General features: G+C 69.1%; 24 protein-coding genes. 20 read left to right on the top strand and 4 right to left on the bottom strand.

Going from position 1 to position 25,944, the window contains the following annotated elements:
- Window positions 1-129: 129 nt before the first annotated feature.
- Entirely contained in the window at window positions 130-1,137 is a 1,008-nt protein-coding gene (locus A5758_RS21940) for a Rieske 2Fe-2S domain-containing protein (RefSeq protein WP_067744389.1), read from the top strand.
- A complete protein-coding gene (locus tag A5758_RS21935) occupies window positions 1,134-2,216 on the top strand; it encodes a dihydrodipicolinate reductase (RefSeq protein WP_067744386.1) in 1,083 nt (360 codons plus the stop codon). Before A5758_RS21940 ends, A5758_RS21935 begins: the two co-directional genes overlap by 4 nt.
- Window positions 2,217-2,223: 7 nt before the next feature.
- On the opposite strand, the gene A5758_RS21930 is transcribed toward A5758_RS21935, so the two are convergent.
- The gene (locus A5758_RS21930; protein ID WP_067744383.1) at window positions 2,224-3,570 is read right to left on the bottom strand and encodes an HNH endonuclease signature motif containing protein; all 1,347 of its coding nucleotides are present in this window, start codon (window positions 3,568-3,570) and stop codon (window positions 2,224-2,226) included.
- A gap of 103 nt (window positions 3,571-3,673) precedes the next feature.
- Between A5758_RS21930 and dapB the strand changes: the two genes are divergently transcribed.
- From dapB to A5758_RS21915, 3 genes are read left to right on the top strand one after another with little or no spacing between them, the layout of a single operon-like run.
- Window positions 3,674-4,411 carry a 4-hydroxy-tetrahydrodipicolinate reductase gene (dapB, locus tag A5758_RS21925; RefSeq protein ID WP_067744727.1) on the top strand — a complete coding sequence of 246 codons (738 nt, stop codon included), beginning with the start codon at window positions 3,674-3,676 and terminating at the stop codon, window positions 4,409-4,411.
- Window positions 4,412-4,418: 7 nt separating this feature from the next.
- Window positions 4,419-4,874 carry a hypothetical protein gene (locus A5758_RS21920; protein ID WP_067744380.1) on the top strand — a complete coding sequence of 152 codons (456 nt, stop codon included), beginning with the start codon at window positions 4,419-4,421 and terminating at the stop codon, window positions 4,872-4,874.
- Complete coding sequence (locus tag A5758_RS21915; RefSeq protein ID WP_067199459.1) at window positions 4,871-5,326, top strand: flavodoxin family protein; 456 nt, start codon at window positions 4,871-4,873, stop codon at window positions 5,324-5,326. The genes A5758_RS21920 and A5758_RS21915 overlap by 4 nt, the downstream gene beginning before the upstream one ends.
- A gap of 5 nt (window positions 5,327-5,331) precedes the next feature.
- On the opposite strand, the gene A5758_RS21910 is transcribed toward A5758_RS21915, so the two are convergent.
- A complete protein-coding gene (locus A5758_RS21910) occupies window positions 5,332-6,165 on the bottom strand; it encodes an acyl-CoA thioesterase domain-containing protein (RefSeq protein WP_082939800.1) in 834 nt (277 codons plus the stop codon).
- Between the two features lie 38 nt (window positions 6,166-6,203).
- Here A5758_RS21910 and A5758_RS21905 point away from each other — a divergent pair, with 38 nt between their 5' ends.
- Together A5758_RS21905 and A5758_RS21900 are read left to right on the top strand one after the other, a co-directional pair.
- Window positions 6,204-7,739, top strand: coding sequence for a class I adenylate-forming enzyme family protein (locus tag A5758_RS21905; RefSeq protein ID WP_197504011.1), 1,536 nt, complete (start codon window positions 6,204-6,206; stop codon window positions 7,737-7,739).
- Window positions 7,736-10,975 (top strand): carboxyl transferase domain-containing protein, encoded by a 3,240-nt coding sequence (locus A5758_RS21900; RefSeq protein WP_067744375.1) that lies wholly within the window; start codon window positions 7,736-7,738, stop codon window positions 10,973-10,975. The genes A5758_RS21905 and A5758_RS21900 overlap by 4 nt, the downstream gene beginning before the upstream one ends.
- Here A5758_RS21900 and A5758_RS21895 read toward each other — a convergent pair whose 3' ends face one another.
- Window positions 10,976-11,323: a PE-PGRS family protein gene (locus tag A5758_RS21895; protein ID WP_067744372.1), complete on the bottom strand. Its 348-nt coding sequence runs from the start codon at window positions 11,321-11,323 to the stop codon at window positions 10,976-10,978.
- 89 nt (window positions 11,324-11,412) lie between these two features.
- Between A5758_RS21895 and A5758_RS21890 the strand changes: the two genes are divergently transcribed.
- From A5758_RS21890 to A5758_RS21875, 4 genes are all read left to right on the top strand, one after another.
- Window positions 11,413-12,189, top strand: coding sequence for an SDR family oxidoreductase (locus A5758_RS21890; protein ID WP_067744369.1), 777 nt, complete (start codon window positions 11,413-11,415; stop codon window positions 12,187-12,189).
- Between the two features lie 2 nt (window positions 12,190-12,191).
- Complete coding sequence (locus A5758_RS21885) at window positions 12,192-13,385, top strand: acyl-CoA dehydrogenase family protein (protein ID WP_067744366.1); 1,194 nt, start codon at window positions 12,192-12,194, stop codon at window positions 13,383-13,385.
- Window positions 13,382-14,473: an acyl-CoA dehydrogenase family protein gene (locus A5758_RS21880; protein ID WP_082939799.1), complete on the top strand. Its 1,092-nt coding sequence runs from the start codon at window positions 13,382-13,384 to the stop codon at window positions 14,471-14,473. Before A5758_RS21885 ends, A5758_RS21880 begins: the two co-directional genes overlap by 4 nt.
- 195 nt (window positions 14,474-14,668) lie before the next feature.
- Window positions 14,669-15,883 carry a glycosyltransferase gene (locus A5758_RS21875; RefSeq protein ID WP_067744723.1) on the top strand — a complete coding sequence of 405 codons (1,215 nt, stop codon included), beginning with the start codon at window positions 14,669-14,671 and terminating at the stop codon, window positions 15,881-15,883.
- Here A5758_RS21875 and A5758_RS21870 read toward each other — a convergent pair.
- Window positions 15,872-16,621, bottom strand: a complete 750-nt coding sequence (locus tag A5758_RS21870; RefSeq protein WP_067744361.1) for a dienelactone hydrolase family protein — start codon at window positions 16,619-16,621, stop codon at window positions 15,872-15,874. The genes A5758_RS21875 and A5758_RS21870 overlap by 12 nt on opposite strands.
- 42 nt (window positions 16,622-16,663) lie before the next feature.
- Here A5758_RS21870 and A5758_RS21865 point away from each other — a divergent pair, with 42 nt between their 5' ends.
- From A5758_RS21865 to A5758_RS21825, 9 genes are all read left to right on the top strand, one after another.
- Window positions 16,664-17,464: a thymidylate synthase gene (locus A5758_RS21865; protein WP_067744358.1), complete on the top strand. Its 801-nt coding sequence runs from the start codon at window positions 16,664-16,666 to the stop codon at window positions 17,462-17,464.
- The gene (locus tag A5758_RS21860; RefSeq protein WP_067199430.1) at window positions 17,461-17,958 is read left to right on the top strand and encodes a dihydrofolate reductase; all 498 of its coding nucleotides are present in this window, start codon (window positions 17,461-17,463) and stop codon (window positions 17,956-17,958) included. The genes A5758_RS21865 and A5758_RS21860 overlap by 4 nt, the downstream gene beginning before the upstream one ends.
- Before the next feature lie 86 nt (window positions 17,959-18,044).
- A complete protein-coding gene (locus A5758_RS21855) occupies window positions 18,045-18,746 on the top strand; it encodes a DivIVA domain-containing protein (protein ID WP_067744355.1) in 702 nt (233 codons plus the stop codon).
- Between the two features lie 18 nt (window positions 18,747-18,764).
- Window positions 18,765-20,012 (top strand): winged helix-turn-helix domain-containing protein, encoded by a 1,248-nt coding sequence (locus A5758_RS21850; RefSeq protein WP_197504024.1) that lies wholly within the window; start codon window positions 18,765-18,767, stop codon window positions 20,010-20,012.
- A complete protein-coding gene (locus A5758_RS21845; protein ID WP_067744353.1) occupies window positions 20,012-21,403 on the top strand; it encodes an N-6 DNA methylase in 1,392 nt (463 codons plus the stop codon). The genes A5758_RS21850 and A5758_RS21845 overlap by 1 nt, the downstream gene beginning before the upstream one ends.
- Window positions 21,384-22,445 (top strand): restriction endonuclease subunit S, encoded by a 1,062-nt coding sequence (locus A5758_RS21840; protein ID WP_067744350.1) that lies wholly within the window; start codon window positions 21,384-21,386, stop codon window positions 22,443-22,445. The genes A5758_RS21845 and A5758_RS21840 overlap by 20 nt, the downstream gene beginning before the upstream one ends.
- A 10-nt stretch (window positions 22,446-22,455) precedes the next feature.
- Window positions 22,456-23,208, top strand: coding sequence for an FAD-dependent thymidylate synthase (thyX, locus tag A5758_RS21835; protein ID WP_067199647.1), 753 nt, complete (start codon window positions 22,456-22,458; stop codon window positions 23,206-23,208).
- A 121-nt stretch (window positions 23,209-23,329) separates the two neighbouring features.
- Window positions 23,330-24,232 carry a 4-hydroxy-tetrahydrodipicolinate synthase gene (dapA, locus tag A5758_RS21830; RefSeq protein ID WP_067199417.1) on the top strand — a complete coding sequence of 301 codons (903 nt, stop codon included), beginning with the start codon at window positions 23,330-23,332 and terminating at the stop codon, window positions 24,230-24,232.
- 19 nt (window positions 24,233-24,251) lie between these two features.
- Window positions 24,252-25,928, top strand: a complete 1,677-nt coding sequence (locus A5758_RS21825; protein WP_067744347.1) for a ribonuclease J — start codon at window positions 24,252-24,254, stop codon at window positions 25,926-25,928.
- The last annotated feature ends 16 nt before the right edge of the window (window positions 25,929-25,944 follow it).

The following is a 25,944-nucleotide window of genomic DNA, read 5'->3' as shown; positions in this document are numbered from 1 at the left end:
GTTCGCGGTTCCGGCCCCGCTCACCTGCCGAGTCATCTGCCGAGCGTATCGCACGCGCAGAGTTTCATAGAGGGTACTTTTATTTCTTCGGTCGCCCCGCCTATCATTCTTTTCAAGGAGGGATCCCGCATGGCTAAGCCGCCGCTGTCGATGAGGCCCACGGGCTGGTTCCAGGTCGCCTGGTCCGACGAGATCGGTATGGGCGACGTGCACAAGATGAAGTATTTCGGCCAGGAGATGGTCGCGTGGCGGGCCGAGTCGGGTCAGCTCACCGTGATGAACGCCTACTGCGAACACCTTGGCGCTCATTTGGGGTACGGCGGCACGGTCGTCGGCGAGGTGTTGCAGTGCCCGTTCCACGGGTGGCAGTGGAGCCAGGAGGGCCGCAACGTCCGCATTCCGTACCAGGATCGCCCCAACCGCGGGCGGCGCATCCGCACCTACCCCGTGGTGGAACGCAACGAGTCGGTCTACATCTGGCACGACGTCGAGCGCCACGAGCCGTACTTCGATGCTCCGGACGTGTTCGGCGCGTTCGGCGACGGCAGCAACTCGGACGACTACTACCCCCAGCAGCGGTTGTACCGGCCGGCCCTGGAGCTGCATCCGCAGTACGTGCTTGAAAACGGTGTCGACTTCGCACATTTCAAGTTCGTGCACAACACGCCGATCGTGCCGGTGTTCACCCGCCACGACTTCGCCGAGCCGGTGTCGTTCGTCGACTTCACCATCACCTTCGAGGGTGACGACGGGCAGAAGATCGAGGACGTCAACAGCGGCGTCGAGGCCATCAACGGCGGTCTGGGCATCGCGGTGACCAAGAGCTGGGGGATGATCGATAACCGCACGATCTCCGCGGTCACCCCGGTAGACGAGTTCACCTCCGACGTCCGCTTCATGGTCTACATCGGCCGCACGCCGGGCAAAGACCCGGCCCGCGCCGAGCTCAAGGCGACCGAGTTCGGCCGTGAGGTGATCCGGCAGTTCGAGCAGGACATCGAGATCTGGCAGCACCAGCGCTACTCCGACCCGCCTGCGCTGGCCACCGACGAGTACGAGGGCTTCACCGCAATCCGCAACTGGGCCAAGCAGTTCTACCCCGAGGCAATCGCAACGCAGAAAGGCTCAACGGAATGAGTTCAGCACCGGTCCGCGTCTTCCAAGTGGCCACCGGAAATGTCGGCTCGGAGATGATCAAGCGGATCGCCACCCAGCCCGACCTCGAACTCGTTGGCGTGCACTGCTATTCGCCGGACAAGATCGGGCGCGATGCCGGCGAGCTCGCGGGCATTGAGCCCAACGGGGTGAAGGCCACCGGCTCCATCGAGGAGATCATCGCCGCCAAGCCGGACGTGCTCACCTTCCACGGCGTGTTTCCCGACGAGGACCTCTACGTCAAAGTGCTTGAGGCCGGCATCAATATCGTCACCACCGCCGACTGGATTACCGGCTGGCATCGCGACAAGAACCATCCGCACCCGTCGGGCAAGCCGGTGAGCCGGCTGCTCGCCGAGGCTTGCGAAAAGGGTGGCGCGACGTTCTACGGGACCGGGATGAACCCGGGCCTGAACCAGGTACTGGGCGTGGTGTGTTCGGCCGACGTCGCCGACATCGAGAACGTCACCACCATCGAGTCCGTGGACGTGTCGTGCCACCACTCCAAGGACACCTGGATCGAGGTGGGCTACGGCCAGCCGGTGGACGATCCGGAGATCCCGTCCAAGCTGGAGAAGTACACCCGCGTCTTCGCCGACAGCGTGCTGATGATGGCCGACTGCTTCGATCTGACCCTCGACGAGGTGAAGTTCAGCTACGAGCTGGGCGCCTGCACGAAGGACGTCGACCTGGGCTGGTACACCCTGCCCAAAGGCTCGCTGGGCGGCAACTACATCAAGTACCAGGGCATGGTGGACGGGGTGCCCCGGGTCGAGACGCACCTGGAGTGGCAGATGACGCCGCACACCGATCCGAGCTGGAACATCAAGGGCTGCTACATCACCCAGATCAAGGGCGACCCGTGCATCTACAACAAGCACATGATCTTCCCCAAGCCCGGTGTGGACCTGTCCAACCCGGACAACTTCGCCTCCATCGGGATGACCGTCACCGGCATGCCCGCGCTGGCCTCGATCAAATCGGTCGTGGCGGCGCCGCCGGGGCTCATCACCAGCGCGGACCTGCCGCTGCGCGGGTTCGCCGGTCGGTTCAAGATGTAGGCGCCGGTCAAGGATCCGCGAGGCGCTCCGGGTGGTGATAGTCGTTGGTGCCCGGGCCGCGGCCCAATCGAGGCGGCGGAATCCATTCGGTACGCCCGTTGGGTAGCTTCCTTGTGCGCCAGCCCTTTTCGATCAGCTTGTGGTGCGGCGTGCAGGCGAAGGTGAGTTTGTCGGCATCGGTAAGGCCGCCGGTGGCCCAGTCGTCGAGATGGTGGACCTCGCACCAATAGCCCGGCGCGTCGCAGCCCGGGTGCGTGCAGCCGCGGTCCTGCGCGTAAAGCACCACCCGCTGATCCGGTGTGGCGATTCGCCGCGTACGGCCGAGATACAGTGGGCGGCGCGAGTGTTCGTCGAACACGGCCAAATAGTGGTAGGCGTGTCGCGCCATCCGGATCACGTCGCGCATCGGCAACACCGTTCCGCCGCCCGTGGCCGCGCGCCCGGTGCCCGCCGTCAGCTCCTGCAGCGTGGTGGAGACGATGACGGTGACCGGCAATCCGTTGTGCGCCCCTAACCGCGGGTCGCCCAGCTGGCCGCGCACCAGCGCGTTGATCGCGTCATGCTGGCGCTGCGCGTGGCTCCGCGTGTCGCTGTTCGCGGATTCCTCGGCGGGTTCGTCGTCGACACAGGGCTTTTCGTCGTCCGGATCGCACATGCCGGGGGCCGCGAACCGCGCGAGCCAGGCATCGAGATTGGCCCGCAGCTCCGGCGAGGCGACCAGCTTGCCGATGCTCATACCGTCGAGACGCTGCCCAGTCCAGGCGAAGCCGCGCTGCCGGGCGCGGTCGGTGTCGGAGAATTTCCCGTCGGGATTGATCCGCAGGGCGCACTGGTGCGCGACCTTTTGCAGCTGGTCGGGACGCAAAGCCAGCGCCTGCTGGGCCAGGAAGCGCTCGGCCGCATCGACCTTCTCGGCGGGCACGGCGTCCGGCAGGTCGCGCACGAACGCCTGAATCACCCGCAGGTGCTGCCCGTCGAGAAGGCCGCTCCGCCACGCCACGGCGGTGGCCGGCAGCTCCGGCGGCATCTCCTGGCCGGTGAGGGTCAGGCGCGGCGAGAGCTGCTTGGCGTCTCGAACTCGACGGCACGCGTCGGCATAGCTGATCCGCAGCCAGTCGGCGATCACCCTATGGACCGGACCGCCGACGTCGCCGGGATCCTCGTTCGCCAGGCCGGCAATCACGTCGGTGCCGACCGCGGCCTGGCGCCGGTGAGAGCGCTCCATCGCTTCCAGCACGCGCAGCCGGACTTCGGGGCGCAGCGCGTCGAAGTCCAGCCCGCCCACCGCCGCGTCGGCCGCGTCCAGCGCGTCCAAGGCGGCCTTCACCTCGGCCGGAACCTCGATCGAACTCATGTTCGAACACTATCCGGGGACTCCGGCGCCGGCCACCGCGATTGCGACCGCTGTGGATAAACACCCAACTGTGGATGAAGGGGCCCGGTCTAGGGTGAAGCTCATGCGGGTAGGCGTCTTGGGAGCTAAGGGCAAAGTCGGTGCGGCGATGGTGGCGGGCGTGCAGGCCGCCGAGGACTTGACCCTGTCCGCGGAGGTGGACGCCGGCGACTCGCTGAGCATGTTCACCGACTCCGGCACCGAGGTGGTCATCGACTTCACCCATCCCGACGTGGTGATGGGCAATCTAGAGTTCCTGATCGGCAACGGGATTCACGCCGTCGTCGGCACCACGGGCTTCACGCAGGAGCGCCTCGACCAAGTGCAGGCGTGGTTGGCCGACAAGCCCAATACGAGCGTCCTCATCGCCCCCAACTTCGCGATCGGCGCGGTGCTGTCGATGCACTTCGCCAAGCAGGCGGCGCGCTTCTTCGAGTCGGTGGAGGTGATCGAGCTGCACCACCCGCACAAGGCCGACGCCCCGTCAGGTACGGCCGCGCGCACCGCCAAGCTGATCGCCGAAGCGCGAAAGGGCTTGCCGCCCAACCCCGATGCAACCAGCGCCAGCCTGCCCGGCGCCCGCGGCGCGGACGTCGACGGCATCCCGGTGCACTCGGTGCGGCTGGCCGGGCTGGTCGCCCACCAGGAGATCTTGTTCGGCACCGAGGGGGAGACGCTCACCATCCGCCACGACAGCTTGGACCGCACCTCGTTCGTGCCGGGCGTGTTGTTGGCGGTGCGGCGCGTCCAGGAACGGCCCGGCCTCACCGTGGGCCTCGAGCCCCTGCTCGACCTGCACTGAACCTGCAATGAACACCGCCCTGCGCACCCAGTTCCTCATCGCGTTGCTCTGCGTGGCGATGCTGGTTTACTTCGTGCTGCTGGGGCGGATGGCCGTCGCGATGATCGCCTCGGGCCGGGCGGCCGCCGTGGGCCTGGGCCTGGCGGTGCTGATCATGCCCCTGATCGGGCTGTGGGCCATGGTGGCGACCCTGCGGTCCGGGTTCGCCCACCAGAAGCTGGCCCAGTTGATCGCGGCCGACGGCATGGAGCTCGACACCAGCGCGCTGCCGCGGCGGGCGTCGGGCCGCATCGAGCGGGACGCCGCCGACGCGCTGTTCGCCTCGGTGCGCACCGAAGTCGAAGACCACCCCGACGACTGGCGGCGCTGGTACCGGCTGGCCCGCGCCTACGACTATGCGGGGGACCGCAGGCGGGCGCGGGAGGCCATGAAGACGGCGCTGGAATTGCAGGGCCGCCAATGAGCAAGACGCTGCTGATCGTCCACCACACGCCGTCCCCGCATTGCCATGAGATGTTCGAGGCGGTCGTCTCGGGTGCCACCGACCCCGAGATCGAGGGCGTCGAGGTCGTCCGGCGCCCGGCGCTGACCGTGTCGCCGGCCGAGATGCTTGAGGCCGACGGCTACGTGTTGGGCAGCCCCGCGAACCTGGGCTACATGAGCGGGGCGCTCAAGCACGCCTTCGACTGCGCCTACTACCAACTGCTCGACTCGACGCGCGGGCGCCCGTTCGGCTTGTACCTGCACGGCAACGAGGGCACCGAGGGCGCCGAACGCGGCGTCATGTCGATCACCACGGGGCTCGGTTGGACGAAAGCCGCAGAGACCGTGCTGGTTTCGGGCAAGCCGGACAAGAGCGACCTACAGGCGTGCTGGGAACTCGGCGCTACGGTTGCTGCTCAGTTGATGGGATGAGCCGTCTAGGCGAAAGCCGGCTTGAATGCCTCGGCCGGCTGGGCCAGGGCCAGCGCCGAGCTGGTGCCGATCGGCCCGTGCCGGTCGAAGAGGGTGGCTGCCCCGGTCGCGACGCCGGCCGTCGCGTAGTGGCTCTGGGCCGCCAGCCCCAGGTATTCACCGTCGGGCAGGCGGCTCGCGGTGACCGTGTAGTCGGCGTTGATGTAGCGCAATCCGCCGGTGCCCCAATGGGTCAGCGAACTCGTGATGTCTCCGACGAAGGCCAGGCGGGTGAACGGGGTCAGTGGGTGGCCGTGCACCATCGGGCGAAAGATCCGCGTCCAGGCGAACTTCTGGGAATGGGACTGTTCCCACTCGCCGGCCGCGATGCCCGGGCTGCCCGCGGCGGTGGCCCCATAGCCCCAGATCAGGAACGGCATGTCGGTAGGGAAGCCCTCGGAATCGGCCGGAAGCGGCGGCATTTGGAGGGGCGCGGACCACACCGCCCCCTCGGGATGATCCCCTCGGCGCAGGAACAGCGCGCTGGCCCGCGCGACGGTGTTGCCGTTCTGCACCAGCGCCCCGTCGACGAGCTTGATCCGCCGGCCTTCCCGCTGCACCGAGGTCCGAATCTGCACCGGCTCGGGCAACGCCGGACGCAGCAGGTCGACCGTGAGGCGGGCCGGCTGGAAGTCGGGTTCGATGCCGGATTGCTCTATGCCCCAACCGAGCAGGCCGCCGACGATCTGGCCGCCCATCGCCGCACCCCACGGCCCTCCGGTCAACCGGCCGGGCAGGTAGCAGTCGCCGTCGACAGTGAAGAACGCCTCGGGCATGATGGCGGGATCGTCGATCGTCACCGCTATCACGATAGGACACCGGATAGTAAGGAACGGGCATGCCTGCAGTGATCGAAATTTCCCGTGAAAACAACCCGTTCCCCACGACCGGCGTGACCCGCGACGCCGACGGTGTCCCGCACTACGACGATCTACCCGCCACGCTGCTGGACATGCTGGCCGAACAGGTCGACCGGCGCCCGGACAGCGAGGCGCTGGTCGAACTCGGTGCCGGTCGGCTGACCTACCGCCAGCTGTGGGACGGCGCCGCGCGCGTCGCCGGTGGGCTGCGCGCCGCCGGGCTGCGACCCGGTGACCGCGTCGCGGTGCGTTACCCGGCCGGCGTCGACTGGGTGCTGGCGTTCTGGGGCACCGTGATGGCGGGTGGCGTTGCGGTGGCGGTCAATACGCGCTCGGCGCAACCAGAAGTCGAGTTCGTCCTCTCCGACTCCGGGGCGACACTGGACCTGGCGGCGGACACGCCGCTGCCCGACGGCCAGCCCTACGTGACCGAGCGACTCGGCCCCGCCGACGTGGCCGCGCTGTTCTACACCTCGGGCACCACCGGCCACCCCAAAGGCGTGCCGACCACTCACGAGGCCTTCCTGACCAACACCGAGAACGGGATCCGCTGTCTCGACCAGCCCCGAGACCTGGGCGAAGGGATGCGCACGCTCATCTCGGTGCCGCTGTTCCACGTGACCGGTTGCAACACACAGCTTTTGGCGGCCGCCCGGCTGGGCGGGGCCTCGGTGATCATGCCCGCCCTCAACCTGGACGCCTTGATCGCCACCCTGGGCGCCGAGCGCATCTCCGTCATGGTCACCGTTCCGGCGGTCTACGCATTGATGCTGCGGCAGAATGCCTTTGCCGACGCCGACGTTTCCAGCGTCCGCTGGGTGGGTTACGGGGGCGCCCCGATCGCCCCGTCGTTGGTGCGGGCGGTGCAGAACGCCTTCCCGCAGGCCACGGTCTTCAACGGCTACGGCATGACCGAGACCTCGTCGCTGATGACGGTGCTGCCCAGCCGGGATGCCGTCGAGCACGCCGACTCGGTCGGCTACGCGGTCCCGTCCGTCGACCTCGGCCTGATTCCGTTTGGCGGCGACGAGCCAGGCGTCGGTGAGTTGGTGGTGCGCGGGGCCAACGTGACCGCCGGGTACTGGAACAGGCCGGAAGCGACCGCGGCCACCATCGTGGACGGCTGGCTGCACACCGGCGACGTGGTGCGGGTCGACGACGTAGGCCGGGTGCACATCGTCGACCGGCTCAAGGACATCATCAACCGCGGCGGTGAGAACGTCTCCAGCGTCGAGGTGGAAGCCGTGCTGCTGGCGGCGCCCCAGGTGCAGGACGCGTGCGTGCTGGCGGTTCCCGACGACGTCATGGGCGAGAAGGTGGGCGCGGTGTTGTTCGGCGGTGCGGACGGGATCGACGTGCCGGCGGTGCTCGACCACTGCCGCGAGCAGCTCGCCGACTTCAAGGTGCCGCAATACGTCACGGTGGTCGACAGCGCGCTGCCGCGCAACGCCGGCGGCAAGCTGCTCAAGGGCAAACTCCGTGAACAGGTGCAGTGGGGAGAGCCGCTGCGATGAGCGCGACCGTACTGGTGGCAAACCGCGGCGAGATCGCGCTCCGAATCATTCGCACGGCAGTCGAATTGGGCATGCGAACGGTCGCGGTCTACGCCGAAGACGATGCCGAAAGCCCGCACGTGCATGCCGCCGACGAAGCGATCGGCCTTCCCGGCGCCGGCCCGCGGGCCTACTTGGACCAGCCCGCCATGCTGGCCGCGGCCAAGAGCTGCGGCGCGGAGCTGATCCACCCCGGTTACGGATTCCTCAGTGAGAACGCCGAGTTCGCCCGCACTTGCGCCGGCGCCGGCTACGCGTTCGTGGGACCGGACGCCGACGCGCTCGAACTGGTCGGCAACAAGTCCGCCGCCCGCGGAGCCGCTATCGCCGCCGGGGTGCCGGTGTTGCCCGCGACCGACGGGCCGAGCAGCGTCGCCGAGATCGAGGCGTTCTTCGAGGCCCAGGGCGGCGCCATCATGATCAAGGCGCTTGCCGGCGGGGGTGGGCGGGGAATGCGCACCGTGCGCAGCGCCGACCAGATCGGCAGCGCCTACCAACAGTGCGCCGGGGAGGCGCAACTGGGCTTCGGCGACCCGGCGCTGTTCGCCGAAGCGCTGCTCGACGGCGCGCGGCACATCGAGGTCCAGGTCGTCGCCGCGCCGGCGGGGCACCAAACCCGCGCGCTTGCGCTCGGCGACCGCGACTGCAGCATCCAGCGGCGTTACCAGAAGCTCGTCGAAATGGCTCCCGCCCAAGGGCTTTCCGACACATTGCGGCGCAGCTTGCACCAGGCCGCGGTCCGGCTGTGCGCACGGGTCGGGCTGCGGGGGCTGGCCACCGTCGAATTCCTGGTCGCCGGTGAGGAATTCGACTTCCTCGAAGTCAACCCGAGAATCCAGGTGGAGCACACGGTCACCGAGGAGACGACCGGATTCGACCTGGTGGCCGTCCAGTTGGCCATCGCCGGGGGTGCCTCCTACTATCAGCTCGGGCTGCCGGCCGGGATCGCCTCCGACGGCAACGAAATCATCGGGGAGCCCGCGGCGCATCGCGGCATCGCCATCCAGGCCCGGGTCAACATGGAGACTTTCGCCCCCGACCTCTCCGTTGTGCCCGCGGCCGGCACGCTCACCGCGTTCTCGCCGCCGAGCGGGCCGGGGATCCGCGTTGACACCTACGGCAGGACCGGCCTGGTCGTCAACCCGCAATACGACTCACTGCTGGCGAAGGTGGTGGCCCATGTGCACGGGTCGTCGCCGCAGGCGGCGTTGCGGAAGGCCCGAACCGCGCTCGCCGAGTTCGGCATCGAGGGGGTCCGCACCAACATCGACTTCCTCCACGAGCTGTTGAATGACCCCGCCGTTCAATCCGGTTGCGTGAGCACCGGTTTCGTCGACGAGAAGTTACCCGAGCTGGCGGCGGCGGCCTCGTCGCACCAGCACGACGTCCGCGCGGCTTCGGTCGAGCTCTATCCCGGCGAGGACGTGCTGCGTGCCCAGCTGGCCGGCACGGTGGTCGAGGTGGTGCCCGAAGGCGCGGAACACCCGGCGGCCAGCCAGCTCGTCGTCCTCGAAGCGATGAAGATGCAGCATGTGCTCGTCGCGCCGGACGCGCTGCGGACCGTGCGCAATCTGGTGACGCCCGGGCAGGTCGTCGGAACCGGTGACCCGTTGCTGGTGTTCGCCCGCACCGCTGCCGGCGCAAGGGGCGACTCATCGACGGCCGCAACGGATCTCGACCGGCCGCGCGCAGACCTCGACGAGGTGCGCAGGCGGCATCTGTTCACCCTCGACGAGGGCCGCGAGGCCGCGGTCGCCAAGCGGCACAAGCAAGGCCGTCGCACCGCGCGGGAGAACATCGCCGATCTGGTCGACCCCGGCAGCTTCGTCGAATACGGCGCGCTGGCCATCGCGGCGCAGCGCAGCCGGCGCTCGGAAGACGACCTCATCGCCAACACGCCGGCCGACGGCCTGGTCGCAGGCCTGGCCACCATCGGCGCGGACCGTTTCGGGCGAGCGGCGGCCGAGGCCGTCGTGGTCTCCTACGACTACACCGTGCTGGCCGGCACGCAAGGCATGCGCAACCACGCCAAGACCGACCGCGCGTTCGACCTGGCCGCCCGGAAACGGCTGCCGGTGGTGCTATTTGCCGAGGGCGGCGGCGGCCGGCCGGGGGACACCGACGTCGGCGGCGCCGCCGGTCTGGACGTGCCGACCTTCCGGATGCTGGCCGCGCTGAGCGGCCGGGTGCCGCTGGTATCGATCGTCTCGGGCCGGTGCTTCGCCGGGAACGCGGCGCTGGCCGGGGTGTGCGACGTGATCATCGCGACCCCGGACGCCAACATCGGGATGGGCGGGCCGGCCATGATCGAGGGCGGCGGGCTGGGGGTTTACCCGCCGGAGGCGATCGGGCCGATCGGCGTGCAGCGACGCAACGGCGTGGTCAGCCTGGTCGCCCGCGACGAGGCGCACGCGGTCACGTTGGCCAAGCAGTACCTGTCGTATTTCCAGGGCCACGTCGATGATTGGGCGGCACCCGATCCGCGGCTGGCCCGGCATGTGGTGCCGCAGAACCGATTACGGGCCTACGACGTGCATCGCGCCATCGAGGCGATCGTCGACATTGACTCCGTGCTGGAACTGCGCCCCGACTACGGCGTCGGCATCGTCACCGCCCTGGTCCGGGTCGAAGGGGCGGCATATGGGCTGATCGCCAACAGCACGCATCACCTCGGCGGCGCCATCGACGCGGAGGCGGCCGACAAGGCCGGCGACTTCCTCGCCCTGTGTGAATCGTTTGGGCTGCCGGTGATTTCGCTGTGCGACACCCCGGGCTTCATGGTCGGGCCCGACGCGGAGAAGGACGCGGCGGTCCGGCGGTTCGGACGGATGTTCGTTCTGGGTGCGCGCATGACGGTGCCCATCGGAATGATCATTTTGCGCAAGGGATACGGGCTCGGGGCGATGGCGATGGCCGGCGGTTCCTTCCGCGCCCCGCAATTCACCATCGCCTGGCCGACCGGGGAGATCGGCGGGATGGGACTCGAGGGGGCTGTGCGCCTCGGGTTCAGCAAGGAACTGGCGGCCGAGGGTGACCCCGTCAGGCGCCAAGAATTATTCGACAAGCTGGTGGCGGCGGCCTACGAGCACGGCAAGGCGCTGCGGGCGGCCACCACCTTCGAACTTGACGACGTCATCGACCCCGCGGACACCCGGGCCTGGATCACCAGGCTCCGGGAGCCGCGAAGATCGGTCTGATCAGGCGTGGCCGGAACCGCAGCCGACGCCGGGCAGGCAGCCCTGGCCGCCCGGAATTCCGCCCGGTCCAGCGTTTTGGCCGCCGGAGCCGCAGCCGACGCCGGGCAGGCAGCCCTGGCCGCCGGGGCCGCCGCCCGGGCCGCTGTTCTGGCCGCCCGAACCGCAGTTGCCGTTGGCGTCACAGCCGCCGCCGTTCGGGTCGTCCTTGAACACCACGTGCGTGGGCGCCGCGGACTGCGCGGGTGCGGATGCCAGGGAATCGGTTACGGCGATCGGCGCGACCGCGATTGCTGCTGCCGCAGCCCCGCCCACCACCAGTCTTTTCGTGAGGGTTAATTTCGTGGACATGCGCCTCGCGTACCACGCTGACGCACGTGTAAACACATCCATATAGCAAACGGTAAACCGTTGGCTTCCGCGATGGAAGGTGCAGCTCGATGACCTCACTGGATCTGACCGGCCGAACCGCGATCGTCACCGGCGCATCGCGCGGGATCGGGCTCGCGATCGCCCAACAACTCGCGGCCGCCGGGGCCAACGTGGTGCTCACCGCCCGCAAGCAGGAGGCCGCCGACGAGGCCGCGGCACAGGTAGACGGCAACGCGCTGGGCGTCGGCGCGCACGCCGTCGACGAGGACGCCGCCCGGCGCTGCGTGGACCTGACGCTGGAGCGTTTCGGCAGCGTGGACATCCTGATCAACAACGCGGGCACCAACCCCGCGTACGGCCCGCTGATCGACCAGGACCACGCGCGCTTCACCAAGATCTTCGACGTCAACCTCTGGGCCCCGCTGCTGTGGACGTCGCTCGTCGTCAAGTCGTGGATGGGCGAGCACGGCGGCGCGATCGTCAACACCGCTTCCATCGGCGGCCTGCATCAATCGCCGGCCATGGGCATGTACAACGCCACCAAGGCCGCGCTCATCCACGTCACCAAGCAGCTGGCGCTGGAACTGTCGCCCCGCGTCCGCGTCAACGCGATCGCCCCTGGGGTGGTGCGCACCAGGTTGGCCGAGGCGCTGTGGAAGGACCACGAGGATCCGCTCGCCTCCTCGATCGCGCTCGGCCGCATCGGTGAGCCCATCGACGTGGCCGCCGCCGTGGCATTCCTGGTCTCCGACGCGGCGAGCTGGATCACCGGCGAGACGATGGTGATCGACGGCGGCCTGCTGCTCGGTGCCGCACAGGGCTTTCAGGCTCGACCGCAGGGCTAGCGATGAGCTCCGATGACCTGGCGACCGACCTGAAGGCGCGGGTGCAGGCGCTGCTGGACGAGCATGACCCGGCCACCACCGATCCGCGCGAATTCCTTGGCGCACAGTACGACGCGGGCCTGGCCTGGGTGCACCTGCCGCACGGCTTCGGCGGGCTGGACCTGCCGCGAAAGGCCCAGGAACTCGTCGACGCCCAGCTGGCGGGCGCCGGCGCGCCGGTGGGCGGCACCGCCAAGAACTTCATCGGGATGGGCATGGCGGCGCCCACCATCGCGGCGTTCGGTACCGACGAGCAGAAACGAAAGTTCCTGCGCCCTTTGTTCACCGGTGAGCAAGTGTATTGCCAGTTGTTCAGCGAACCCGGCGCGGGCTCGGACCTGGCCGGGTTGGCCACCCGGGCGGTCCGCGACGGTGACGACTGGATTGTCAACGGGCAGAAGGTGTGGACGTCGATGGCGCAGCACGCGCAGATGGCCATCCTGGTTGCCCGCACCGACCCGACGGTGCCCAAACACTCTGGCCTGACGTACTTCCTGTGCGACATGACGCAGCCCGGTGTCGAGGTGCGCCCGCTGCGCCAGATAACCGGCGAGGCGGAGTTCAACGAGGTGTTCCTCACCGACGTGCGGGTGCCCGACGAGAACCGGCTCGGCCCGGACGGCGGCGGCTGGCGGGTCGCGACCACCACGCTCAATAACGAGCGCGTCGCGATCGGTACCCGCGCCGGAACGCCGCGCGAGGGCGGGATCATCGGGAAGGTCACCAAGGCGTGGCGCGATGACCCCGGGCTGCGCAATCCCGCGATGCACGACGAGCTGATGAAGCTGTGGGTCGACGCGGAAGTCCTTCGCCTGGCCGGCGAGCGGCTCCGGCAGCAGGCCCAGGTGGGTCAGCCCGGACCGGAAGGCGCCGGCATGAAGGTTGCCTTCGCCAAGCTGGCGCAGTCCATTTCGGGCTTCGACATCGAGCTGCACGCCGAGGCGGGGCTGCAGTACGACGACTGGACCATGCGCAGGACCGAAGTCGTGGATCTGGTCGGGCGCGAGCCCGGATACCGCTATCTGCGGGCTCGCGGCAACTCGATCGAGGGCGGCACCTCGGAGATCCTGCGCAACACCATCTCTGAGCGCATTCTCGGCCTGCCGGGCGAGCACCGCGTCGACAAGGACGTCGCGTGGAAGGACCTGGATCGGTGAGTGACCTGCTCTACTCGGACACCGAGGAGGCCCTGCGCGACAGCGTTCGGCATCTGTTCGCCGACCGCTGCCCGCCCGAATCGGTGGCCCGCGCCTATGACCCCGAACCGCAAGACTTCTCAAGCCTCTGGCGGACACTGGCCGTCGAGCTCGGGGTGGCCGGCCTGCTGGTCCCGGAGTCGCTTGGCGGGGCCGGGGCGGGTGCCCGCGAGGCCGCGGTCGTCATGGAGGAGATCGGCCGGGCCGTCGCGCCGGTGCCGTTCTTGTCGAGCGCGGTGCTGGCCACCGTCGCGCTGTTGCATGCCGGCGATACCGAGACCGTGTCCGCCCTGGCCCAAGGCGAGCTGACCGCGGCGTTGGTAGTGCCGCTCTCGACAGCACCCGGGGATCCGCCCGGGGCGGTGACCGGCGGCGCAGACGGGCTGAGCGGATCGGTCACCAGCGTCGCCGGTGCCGCGCAGGCCGACGTGCTGGTGGTGCCGGTTGCCGGTCCGGACGGACACGAGCTGCACACCGTCTCGCGCACCGCGGCCGGTGTGGAGGTGTCGCCACTGTTGGCGCTGGACATGACGAGACCCCTTGCGGATGTGCGCTTTTCGGCGGTCGCCTCGTCACGCTTCGGGCCGGCCGACGGCGCGGTCACCGAGGCGCTGCGCACGGGGGCGGCCCTGCTCGCGTCCGAACAGCTCGGCATCGCCCAATGGTGTTTCCAGACCACGCTGGAATATGCCAAGCAGCGCAAGCAGTTCGGCCGCGCGATCGGCTCGTACCAGGCGATCAAACACCGGTTGGCCGATCTGTGGTTCGAAGTCAGCGCCGCGACGGCGGCGGCCCGCTACGCCGCCGACACGTGTGCCCGCGGCGACGAAGACGCGGCCCTCGCGGCCGCCGTCGCCCAGGCGTATTGCAGCGGCGTCGCCGTGCACGCGGCCGAGGAGTGTGTGCAGCTGCACGGCGGCATCGGCATGACGTGGGAGTATCCCGCGCACCTTTATCTCAAGCGCGCCAAGAGCGACCAGTTGATCTTCGGCACCGCCTACCGTCACCGCGCCCGGCTGGCCGAATTGGTGGGCCTGCCCCCGAACTAGTTGGGCTCGGATTGATTTTTTTCCCCGCGGCGCGCCGCGGAGGGCAAACTTCGTTATTTTGCCGCGGTATTCGCGGCGTCATGGGAATCGCATTCCGGGTTGACGCAGGCCACGGGCCGCCGTTTCATGCGAAGGTGTCGGTCCGCGGTGGGCGACGAGGTGGCCGACCGCACGCCGGAGGTGAAGAACGTCGGAATGCGTGTGTTGCTGTCCACCCACGATTCGCGCGGGGCGGTCGAACCGCTTGCGGCGCTCGGGGTTCAGTTGCGGGCGCTCGGCGCGGAGGTTCGGGTGTGCGCGCCGCCGGACCAGGAATTCGCGGAATTGCTGGCCGGTATCGGCCTGCCGCTGGTGCCATTCGGCGATTCGTGGCGTGCCATGGCGGCCGGCCTCACACCGTCCGAGGACGACCTCCGCCGGCACTTGGACGCGCTGGTCGCCGCGCAATTCGACACGGTGGCCGCCGCGGCCGACGGATGTGACCTGCTGGTGGCCACCGGCTTCCCGCCGGTCGCGGCGGGCGCGCGGTCGGTGGCCGAGCGCCTGGGCATTCCCTACGTCTATGTGAGCTACCAACCGACCATCCTGCCGTCGCCGCACCACCTGCCCCCGACGTATGCCGGCCAGTTTCCGCCGGGAGTGATCGACAACCGGGTGCTGTGGCGGATGGACGCCCAGCACATGGACACGCTGTTCGGCGCGACGCTCAACGACCACCGTGCGTCGCTGGACCTGCCGCCGGTGGACGACATCCGCGACTACGCCCTCACCGAGCGTCCATGGCTGGCGGCGGACCCCACGCTGGGACCGTGGCCGGAGCGAAGCGGGCTCGATGTGGTCCAGACCGGGGCGTGGCTGCTGCCCGACGAACGTCCCCTCCCCGCCGACGTGGCGGAGTTCCTCGACGCCGGCCCGGCGCCGGTGTACGTGGGCTTCGGCTGCATGCCGATGCGCGCCGCGACCGACCTTTCCCGGGCGGTCGTCGAGGCCGTCCGCGCCCATGGCCGCCGGGCGATTCTCTACCGAGGCTGGGCCGGCCTGGCCCCGATGGACGACCGCGACGACTGCCTCGCCGTCGGTGAGCTCAACCACCGGGCGCTCTTCGCCCGCGTCGCCGCAGTCGTGCACCACGGCGGCGCGGGCACCACGACCACCGCCGCGCGGGCCGGTGCGCCGCAGGTGGTGCTGCCGCAGGGGGCCGATCAGCCGTATTGGGCCGGTCGGGTGGCGGACCTGGGCATCGGTGTCGCGCACGACGGTCCGGCGCCTACCGCCGAGTCGCTGTCGGCCGCGCTCGAGACGGCCCTGTCGCCGGATATCCGTGCGCGGGCGAGTGCCGTGGCCGCCACGATCCGCACCGACGGCGCGGCGGTGGCCGCGACGCTGCTGCTGGACGGGTTAGCGCGGTAACGCGGAAGCGAAGACCTCGGTCATCGCCTGCCAGTGCCGCTCCGCCGCGGCGGGGTCATACGGCGCGTTGTCCGGAACCGCGAACCCGTGGGCCGCCGGATACCACTCGATCGTGTGCTGCACGCCGGCTGCGGTCATCGCCTTGTCGAGCTGCTCGGCGTGGTCGTGGGTGAAGGACGCGTCATCTTTGGCGCCACCCACATACACCGTCGCGCGCATCCGGTCGGCCAGCAGATGCGGGCTGTCCGCCGTGTCGGTCACCAGGCCGCCGCCGTGGAAGGACGCCGCAGCGGCCACGCGCTCGGGCACCCGGCCGGCGACCACCAAGGACGTGCGGCCGCCCATGCAATATCCACACACGCCGAAGCGCTCCCCGGACACCTCCGGCCGGGCCGACAGGTAGTCGAAGAAGGCGACGGCGTCGCTGGCCATCTTGTCCGGGGTGATGCTGCCGATCATCCCGAACAGCCGCTTGCGTTCCTTCTCGTCGGCGAACACGGTGGCCATGTCGAACGGAGCCCACTCGCCGCTGCGGTAGTACACGTCGGGAAGAAGCACGGCGTAGCCGTATCCGGCCAATTTGGCCGCCATTTGTTCGAAGGTGTCGCGCAATCCGCCGGCGTCGGGGTACATGACCACGCCGGGCCACGGAACTTGGGATTCCGGACCATCGGGGGTGAACAAGTGGACGGTGCAGATCCCGTCAGCGGTGGCGATGGTGTCGATGATGTTCGGCATGGGACCCGTTCTACTCCTGGCCCTGGGAGCTAAGCTGGCCGCGTGCCGATCCCGACGCCCTACGAGGACCTGTTGTGCCTGGTGCTCGAGCGGGGCACGGCCAAAGCCGACCGCACCGGCACCGGGACCCGCAGCCTGTTCGGCCAGCAGTTGCGCTACGACCTGTCGGCCGGCTTCCCGCTGCTCACCACCAAGAAGGTGCATCTGAAGTCGGTCATCTACGAGTTGCTGTGGTTCCTGCGCGGCGACTCGAATGTCGCCTGGCTGCACGAGCACGGCGTCACCATCTGGGACGAATGGGCAAGCGAGACAGGCGATCTCGGGCCGATATATGGCGTGCAGTGGCGGTCCTGGCCGACGCCGACGGGTGAGCACGTCGACCAGATCACCGCGGCGCTGGACTTGCTGCGAACCGACCCGAACTCGCGGCGCATCATCGTCTCGGCGTGGAACGTGGGGGATATCCCGCAGATGGCGCTGCCGCCGTGCCACGCGTTCTTCCAGTTCTACGTGGCCGACGGTCGGCTCAGCTGCCAGCTGTATCAGCGCAGCGCCGACCTCTTCCTAGGTGTGCCGTTCAACATCGCCAGCTACGCGCTGCTCACCCACATGATGGCCGCCCAGGCCAACCTGTCGGTCGGTGAGTTCGTCTGGACGGGCGGCGACTGCCACATTTACGACAATCACGTCGAGCAGGTGCGCACCCAGCTCAGCCGCGAGCCGCGGCCGTACCCGGAACTTGTACTGGGACACCGGGATTCGATCTTCGACTACACCTACGACGACGTCGTCGTGAAGAACTACGACCCGCACCCCGCGATCACAGCCCCCGTCGCTGTATGACCGACCTCGGCCTGGTGTGGGCTCAGTCGACGTCGGGCATCATCGGCCGTGGTGGCGACATCCCGTGGCGAGTTCCCGAGGACCTGGCCCGCTTCAAAGAGCTGACCATCGGGCACACCGTGATCATGGGCCGGCGCACGTGGGAGTCGCTGCCTGCCAAGGTCCGGCCGCTGCCCGGTCGCAGGAATGTCGTACTCTCGCGCCGGAGGGACTTCGTGGCCGACGGCGCGGAGGTCGTCGGGTCGCTCGAGGCGGCTCTTGCCGGTTCCGAGACCGAGCCCGAGACGTGGGCGATCGGTGGCGAGCAGGTCTATCTGCTCGCGCTGCCCCACGCCACGCGGTGTGAGGTCACCGAGGTCGAAGTCGACCTGCGGCGCGACGACGACGACGCGCTGGCGCCTGTGCTCGACGACGCCTGGCTGGGTGAGACGGGGGAGTGGCAGGTCAGTCGCACGGGGCTGCGGTACCGGCTACACAGCTACCGTCGGGCATAGGCGTTGGTCTCCGCGCCCGTGACATACTCGGACGCGGGGGTCGGTCTCTCCGCGTCACCACACGTTGCCAGGAGGGGGAATTGGCAGTGATAACCGAACCCACGAAAGCGTTCACTCGCATGTTCAGGGGCTACGACCCGGCCGCGGTCGATGCCCACATCGAGATGTTGACCACCAAACAGCAGTTGCTGCTCGACGATGTCGAGAGTCTGAGGTCCCGGCTGAAGGAAGCCGGCGACCAAACGGCCGCACTGCGCAAGGAGGTCGCCGTCCTCACCGACACCTCACCCTCACCCCACGCGGTGCAGCGCCGGATGGCGAAGATGCTGCAACGCGCGGTCGAGGAGGTTTCCGAGATGCAGGCCGAGGCGCGGAGCGAGGCGGACGCGCTGATCGCAGCGACCGAGGCCGAGGTCGAGGCCGCGCAGCGAAAGCACGAAGAGGAGTTGGCGGCGATGGCCGAGCAGCGAAAAGCCATGGAAACCGATTACGAGGAAGCCAAGAAGCAGCTCGAAGCCGAATTGGCCGGGATGCGCGCCGAGACCGAAGCGGCGATCGACAAGGCGTGGCGCGACGCCCAGCGCGAGGCCGATCACTATCGCGAGCAGGCCCGGCGTGCGGCGGACGAGGCGATCAAGCAACGGATCAACGTCCTCGAGCAGCTGATGGGCGTGTACCGCGACCTCGAAGCGGTCCCGGCCGCTCTCGAGTCGGCCTACCAGGAGCAGAAGAACGCGCCGGAGCCGAGCGTCGTGGTGCCGCTGGACGGGAAAGTCAGCACGGGCTAGCCGCGTCGCCGCGGGGCGCTGTCGCACCCGAGCGGTATTCTCGGCGCCGTGTCGATCCGGACCCCCAGGCTGTCGGCCGCGCAAGCCCGACGGATCGCCGTTGCGGCCCAAGGCTTTAGCGAGCCACGGCCCGCCGGTCCGATCACCCGCGCCCACCTGAAGCGGCTGATATCGAGAATCCAAGTGCTGCAACTGGATTCGGTTTCGGTCGCGGTGCGTGCCCACTACGCGCCGGTGTTCAGCCGGCTCGGCCCCTACGACCGCGACGTGTTGGACCGCGCCGCCTGGGGCCCGCGCGCGTCGCGGCTGCTGGCCGAGTACTGGGCGCACGAGGCCGCGCTGATGGCCGTCGACGACTGGCCGCTGCTGCGCTGGCGGATGCGCCAGTACCGGCACGGCCGCTGGGGCGTTCACATCGTCAAGGCCAATCCCCAGCTCGCCGACAAGATCGTCGCCGCCGTCGCCGAGCTCGGGCCGAGCACCGCCGGACAGATCGAGGCCCATCTCGAGGCCGAACCGCGCGGGCCCAGAGGAAGCTGGTGGGGCAGCCGCAGCGACACCAAGTGGGTCGCCGAGGCGCTTTTCGCGGCCGGCGTGCTCACGACGGCCACCCGCGTGGGCTTCGCACGGCACTACGACCTGGTGGAACGGGTGCTGCCGGCGAGTGTGCTGGCGCGCGACGTCGACGACGAAGAGGCCGTCCGGGAACTCACGCTGCGGGCGGCCACCGCGCTCGGCGTGGGCACCGAGGCCGACATCCGCGACTACTTCCGGCTGTCGGCCCAGCAAGTCAAGCCGGCGGTCGCCGACCTGGTGGCCGCGGGTGAGATCGAGCGGGTCGACGTCGAAGGCTGGCCCGCGCCGGCCTATCTGCGCACCGGGCGCGCGGTGCCGCGCGCCGACCGGGGCACCGCGCTGTTGTGTCCGTTCGACCCGCTGATCTTCTTTCGGCCCCGGGTTGAGCGGCTGTTCGGATTTCACTACCGCATCGAGATCTACACCCCGGCCCACAAGCGCCAGTACGGCTACTACGTGTGGCCGCTGCTGATGGACGGGCAGCTGGTGGCGCGGGTCGACCTCAAGGCCGATCGGGCCGCCGACACGCTGCGCGTCGTGGGCGCGTTCGGTGAACCCGACGTGCCGCGACCGCGCGTCGTCGAGGCGCTGGCCGGCGAATTGCAGTCGATGGCGTCGTGGCTGGAACTTGGCGGGTTCAGCGTCGCCACCCGGGGCGACCTGGCCGCCGATCTGCGGGTGGCCGGCTGATGCGGGCAACGGACAAAGAGCTCAAAGACACGCTGTGGAAGGCGGCCAACAAACTGCGCGGCTCCCTATCCGCCGGCCAGTACAAGGACGTCGTCCTCGGGCTGGTGTTCCTCAAGCATGCCTTCGATGCGCAGTGGAAGTTGTTGGTGCACAACGCGGAATCGCCCGACATCGGCCGGCTCGTCGACGAGGCGATGGAGGCCGCGGCGCTGCCGCGGCTGTACGAAAACCACCTCGACCCGCGCCGCCTCGGTGAACTGCTGGGCCTGCTGGACACCGCACGGTTCGGTGAGCGTGGCCACGCCCGGGACGTGCTGGGCGAGGTGTACGAGTACTTTCTGGGCAATTTCGCGCGCGCGGAAGGGCGCCGCGGCGGCGAATTCTTCACCCCACCCAGCGTGGTCCGCGTGATCGTCGAGGTTCTGGAACCCTCGAGCGGGCGGGTGTATGACCCGTGCTGCGGCTCGGGCGGGATGTTCGTGCAGACCGACCGATTCATCGCCGAACACGACGGTGACCCCGCCGGAATCACGATCTGCGGACAGGAAAGCGTCGAGCAGACCTGGCGGATGGCGAAGATGAACCTCGCCGTGCACGGCATCGACAACTCCGGGCTGGGTGCGCGGTGGGGTGACACGTTCCGCGACGACCAGCACGCCGGCGTGCAGATGGATTACGTGATGGCCAATCCGCCCTTCAACATCAAGGATTGGGCCCGCGACGAGCGTGACCCGCGGTGGCGCTTCGGTGTCCCGCCAGCCGGCAACGCCAACTACGCGTGGATTCAGCACGTCCTGTCCAAACTGGCCCCGGGTGGGAAGGCCGGCGTCGTCATGGCCAACGGTTCGATGTCGTCGAACGTGGCCGGGGAAGGGGAGATTCGCGCGCGGATCGTCGACGCCGACCTGGTGTCGTGCATGGTCGCTCTGCCCGGGCAGCTGTTCCGCAGCACGTCGATTCCGGTGTGCCTGTGGTTCTTCGACACCGACAAGGGCAAGCGGTCCGGGCAGGTGCTGTTCATCGACGCCCGCGGGCTCGGCTACCTGGTGGACCGCACCGAGCGGGCGCTGACGCACCAGGAGGTCGTCCGCATCGGCGACACCTATCACGCGTGGCGCGGATCGGAATCGGCTGCCGCGAAAGGCCTTACCTACCAAGATGTTCCGGGGTTCTGCGGCTCCGCGTCGCTCGACGACATCGCCGCGGCAGGCTACCCGCTTACGCCGGGACGCTATGTCGGGGCGCCCGCCCCCCAAGGCGACGGCGAGCCGGTAGAGCAGAAGATCGCCCGGCTGACCGGCGACCTGCTCGCCGCACTCGACGAATCCGCACGCCTGGAAAGCGTTGTACGCCAACAATTGGAGCGCCTGGGTGACCACCACACTGGGTGACCACCTGGCCTTCAGCACCGGCGGCGGCGCGCCGCTGCCGGCGCCGGGCGGCTGCTTCCGCGTCTACGGCGCCAACGGGGCCATCGGTTACACGGCCGAACACAACGCGGCCGGCCCGCTGATCGTCCTCGGGCGCGTCGGGGCGCAGTGCGGCAGCCTGCGGTACTGCGACTCCGACGTCTGGGTCACCGAGAACGCACTGGTATGCCGGGCCAACGACCCACGCGAGACGCGGTATTGGTACTACGCGTTGCACACCTGCCGGCTGGGCGATCACCGCTCCGGATCGGGGCAGCCGCTGCTGAGCCAGCGCATCCTGCGTGACGTCGCGGTGCGCAGCGTGGGCGCGCCTCAGCGCCAGGCGATCGCCGAACTGCTCGGCTCCCTCGACGACAAAGTGTCCGCCAACGAACGGGTGATCGAGACCGCCGAGAACGTGATGGTCGCCATCGCGGAGTCGGCCCGCGAACGCGTGCGGCTGTCCAGCCTGGCGGGCCGGTCGGCGGCGTTCCTCAACGTGACCGAGTTCGACGACGTGGTCGCGCACTTCAGCCTTCCGGCCTTCGATGACGGGGCGCAGCCCCGCGCCGCGAGCGCAGAGTGCATCAGGAGCGGCAAGTTCCTCCTGTCGGAGCCGTGCGTGTTGTTCGCGAAGCTCAATCCCCGGATTCCGCGAATCTGGAATGTGGTCAGCCTGCCGCCGCGGATGGCCGTGGCCAGCAGCGAGTTCGTCGTCCTGAAACCGAGCGGCGTCGACGCCTCGGCCCTGTGGTCGGCCGTTCGGCAACCCGACGTCTCCGAACGGCTGCAACGCCGGGTGGCCGGGACTTCGGGGAGCCATCAGCGGATCCAGCCGCGCGATCTGTTGGAAGTTATGGTCCCGGACGTCCGGCGCCTGCCGACCGCGGCCCTGCAAACGATCACCGACCTGGGGGCGCTGTGCCACGCACGTCGCACCGAGAGCGCGCGGCTGTCCGCCGTCCGCGACGCGCTGCTGCCCCCGCTGATATCGGGTGAGCTCCGGGTACGGCTGCCACGTTAAGGTGAGCGCCGTGGCCGAGACCGCGCCGCTACGCGTGCAACTGATCGCCAAGACCGAGTTCCTGGCGCCGCCGGACGTGCCGTGGACCACCGACGCCGACGGTGGCGCGGCGCTGGTTGAGTTCGCCGGCCGGGCCTGCTATCAGAGCTGGTCGAAACCCAATCCCAAGACCGCGACCAACGCCGGCTACATCAAGCACATCATCGACGTCGGGCACTTTTCGGTGCTCGAACACGCCAGCGTGTCGTTCTACATCACCGGCATTTCGCGATCGCTCACGCACGAGCTGATCCGGCACCGGCATTTCTCCTACTCGCAGCTGTCGCAGCGCTACGTGCCGGAGGGCGACTCGCGAGTCGTCGTACCCCCGGGCATGGAGGACGACCCCGAACTGCGCCGGATCCTGACCGAGGCGGCCGACGCCAGCCGGGCCACCTACGCCGATTTGCTGGCCAAGCTCGAGGCGAAATTCGCCGACCAACCCAACGCCATCTTGCGCCGCAAGCAGGCGCGCCAGGCCGCGCGGGCGGTGCTGCCGAACGCGACCGAGACCCGCATCGTCGTCACGGGCAACTACCGGGCCTGGCGGCACTTCATCGCCATGCGCGCCAGCGAGCACGCCGACGTGGAGATCCGGCGGCTGGCCATCGAGTGCCTGCGCCAGCTCGCCGACGCCGTGCCCGCGGTGTTCGCCGACTTCGAGGTCTCGACGCTGGCCGACGGGACCGAGGTAGCCACCAGCCCGCTGGCGACCGAAGCCTGACATTCCAGTCGGCACTGCAGTCACCCCGCCGGGCTCCTGAGGCTGACCGCCCCCGCCGCCCGGGCAACGCACGTCCGCGCCGTTGCCAAATACCTTGCCGCCGCCAGGTAACCTAAGGACCGTGAGCACCGTCGGATTCGACGCCCCGGCCCGGTTGGGAACCGTGCTGACCGCGATGGTGACACCGTTCGCTCCCGACGACTCCCTCGATACCGGCGCCGCGGCACAGCTGGCGAGCCACCTGGTGGACGCGGGGTGTGACGGCCTGGTGGTCTCCGGCACCACCGGCGAGTCGCCGACCACCACCGACGACGAGAAGCGAGAGTTGCTCCGCGTCGTGCTGGAGGCGGTGGGCGACCGCGCCCGGGTGATCGCCGGCGCGGGCACCTATGACACCGCTCACAGCGTCCGGCTGGCCAAGGCCTGCGCGGCCGAGGGCGCCCACGGATTGCTGGTGGTCACGCCCTACTACTCGAAGCCGCCGCAGAGCGGGCTCATCGCGCACTTCACCGCCGTCGCCGACGCCACCGAACTGCCGGTGCTGCTCTACGACATCCCGCCGCGCTCGGTGATCCCGATCGAGACCGAGACCATCCGTGCGCTGGCCGCCCATCCGAACATCGTGGGAATCAAGGACGCCAAAGCCGACCTGCACAGCGGCGGCCAGATCATCGCCGAGACCGGGCTGGCCTACTACTCCGGCGACGACGCGCTGAACCTGCCGTGGCTGGCCATGGGCGCCACCGGCTTCATCAGCGTGATCTCTCATGTGGCCGCGGGTCAGCTCCGAGAAATGTTGTCCGCCTTCGCTTCCGGCGACATCGCCACCGCGCGGAAGATCAACGTCTCCGTCGCCCCGCTGTGCAACGCGATGAGCCGGCTGGGCGGCGTGACGATGTCCAAGGCGGGGCTGCGCCTGCAGGGCATCGAAGTTGGCGATCCCCGGCTGCCGCAAATGCCGGCGTCGCCCGAGCAAATTGACGCGCTGGCCGCCGATATGCGCGCGGCGTCGGTGCTCCGGTGAGCCAAAGGGTGGCCCGTAAGTGGATGTAGACCTCGCCCCTCCTGGTCCCTTGGCCGCTGGTGGGTTGCGGGTCACCGCGCTGGGCGGCATCAGCGAAATCGGCCGGAACATGACGGTTTTCGAGCATCTCGGCCGGTTGCTGATCATCGACTGCGGGGTGATGTTTCCCACCCATGACGAGCCAGGGGTGGACCTGATCCTTCCGGACCTGCGCCACATCTCGGACCGGCTCGACGACATCGAGGCGCTGGTGCTGACCCACGCGCACGAGGACCACATCGGCGGCATCCCGTTCCTGCTCAAGCTGCGCCCGGACATCCCGGTCGTTGGATCGAAGTTCACCCTGGCGCTGGTCGCCGCGAAATGCCGTGAGCACCGGCTCAAGCCGGTGTTCATCGAGGTCAGCGAACGCCAGCGGAGCACCCACGGCGTCTTCGAGTGCGAATACTTCGCCGTCAACCACTCGATCCCGGATGCGCTGGCGATCGCCGTGCACACCGGCGCGGGAACCGTCTTGCACACCGGCGACATCAAGCTCGACCAGCTTCCCCTCGACGGCCGGCCCACCGATCTGCCCGGCATGTCCCGCCTCGGCGACGCCGGTGTGGACCTGTTCTTGTGCGACTCGACCAACTCCGGGATCCCCGGCGTCGGGCCGTCGGAGAGCGAAGTGGGACCGACGCTGCACCGCCTGATCCGGGGCGCCGAGGGTCGGGTGATCGTCGCCTGCTTCGCCTCCAACGTCGACCGGGTGCAGCAGATCATCGATGCCGCGGTCGCGTTGGGCCGGCGGGTGTCGTTCGTCGGGCGGTCCATGGTGCGCAACATGGGTATCGCCCGCGAGCTGGGGTTCCTGCGGGTGGCCGATTCCGACGTGATCGACATCGGCGCCGCCGAGATGATGCCGCCCGAGCGCGTGGTGCTGATCACCACCGGCACCCAGGGCGAGCCCATGTCGGCGCTGTCGCGGATGTCACGCGGCGAGCATCGCAGCATCACGCTCACCGCGGGCGACCTGATCGTGCTGGCGTCGTCGCTGATCCCCGGCAACGAGGAGGCGGTCTACGGCGTGATCGACGCGCTCGCCAAGATCGGGGCCCGCGTCGTCACGAACGCCCAAGCCCGCGTGCATGTTTCGGGCCACGCGTACGCCGGCGAGCTGTTGTTCCTCTACAACGGCGTGCGGCCGCGCAATGTCATGCCGGTGCACGGCACCTGGCGGATGCTGCGCGCCAACGCCAAGCTGGCGGCCAGCACCGGTGTGCCGGAGGAGTCGATCCTGTTGGCCGAGAACGGCGTCAGCGTCGACCTCGTCGCCGGCACGGCGTCGATCGCCGGGGCGGTACCGGTCGGCAAGATGTTCGTCGACGGGCTGATCAGCGGCGACGTCGGCGATATCACGCTGGGGGAACGGCTCATCCTGTCGTCGGGCTTCGTCGCGGTGACCGTCGTCGTCCAGCGCGGCACCGGGCGCCCCGTGGCCGCGCCGCACTTGCATTCGCGCGGGTTCTCCGAAGACCCCAAGGCGCTGGAGCCCGCCGGGCGCCGGGTCGAGGCGGAGCTGGAACTGCTTGCCGCGGACAACATCACCGATCCGGGCCGCATCGCCCAGGCCGTGCGCCGCACCGTCGGCAAGTGGGTGGGCGAGGTGTACCGCCGGCAGCCGATGATCGTGCCGACGGTCATCGAGGTCTAGTGGCGATCGCGAGCGC

The organism is Mycobacterium sp. 852014-50255_SCH5639931 (assembly GCF_001665605.1).
Classification (GTDB): Bacteria; Actinomycetota; Actinomycetes; order Mycobacteriales; family Mycobacteriaceae; genus Mycobacterium; species Mycobacterium paraffinicum.
Note: the sequence above shows the minus strand (reverse complement) of the source record. Positions and strands in the feature narration are given on the sequence as shown.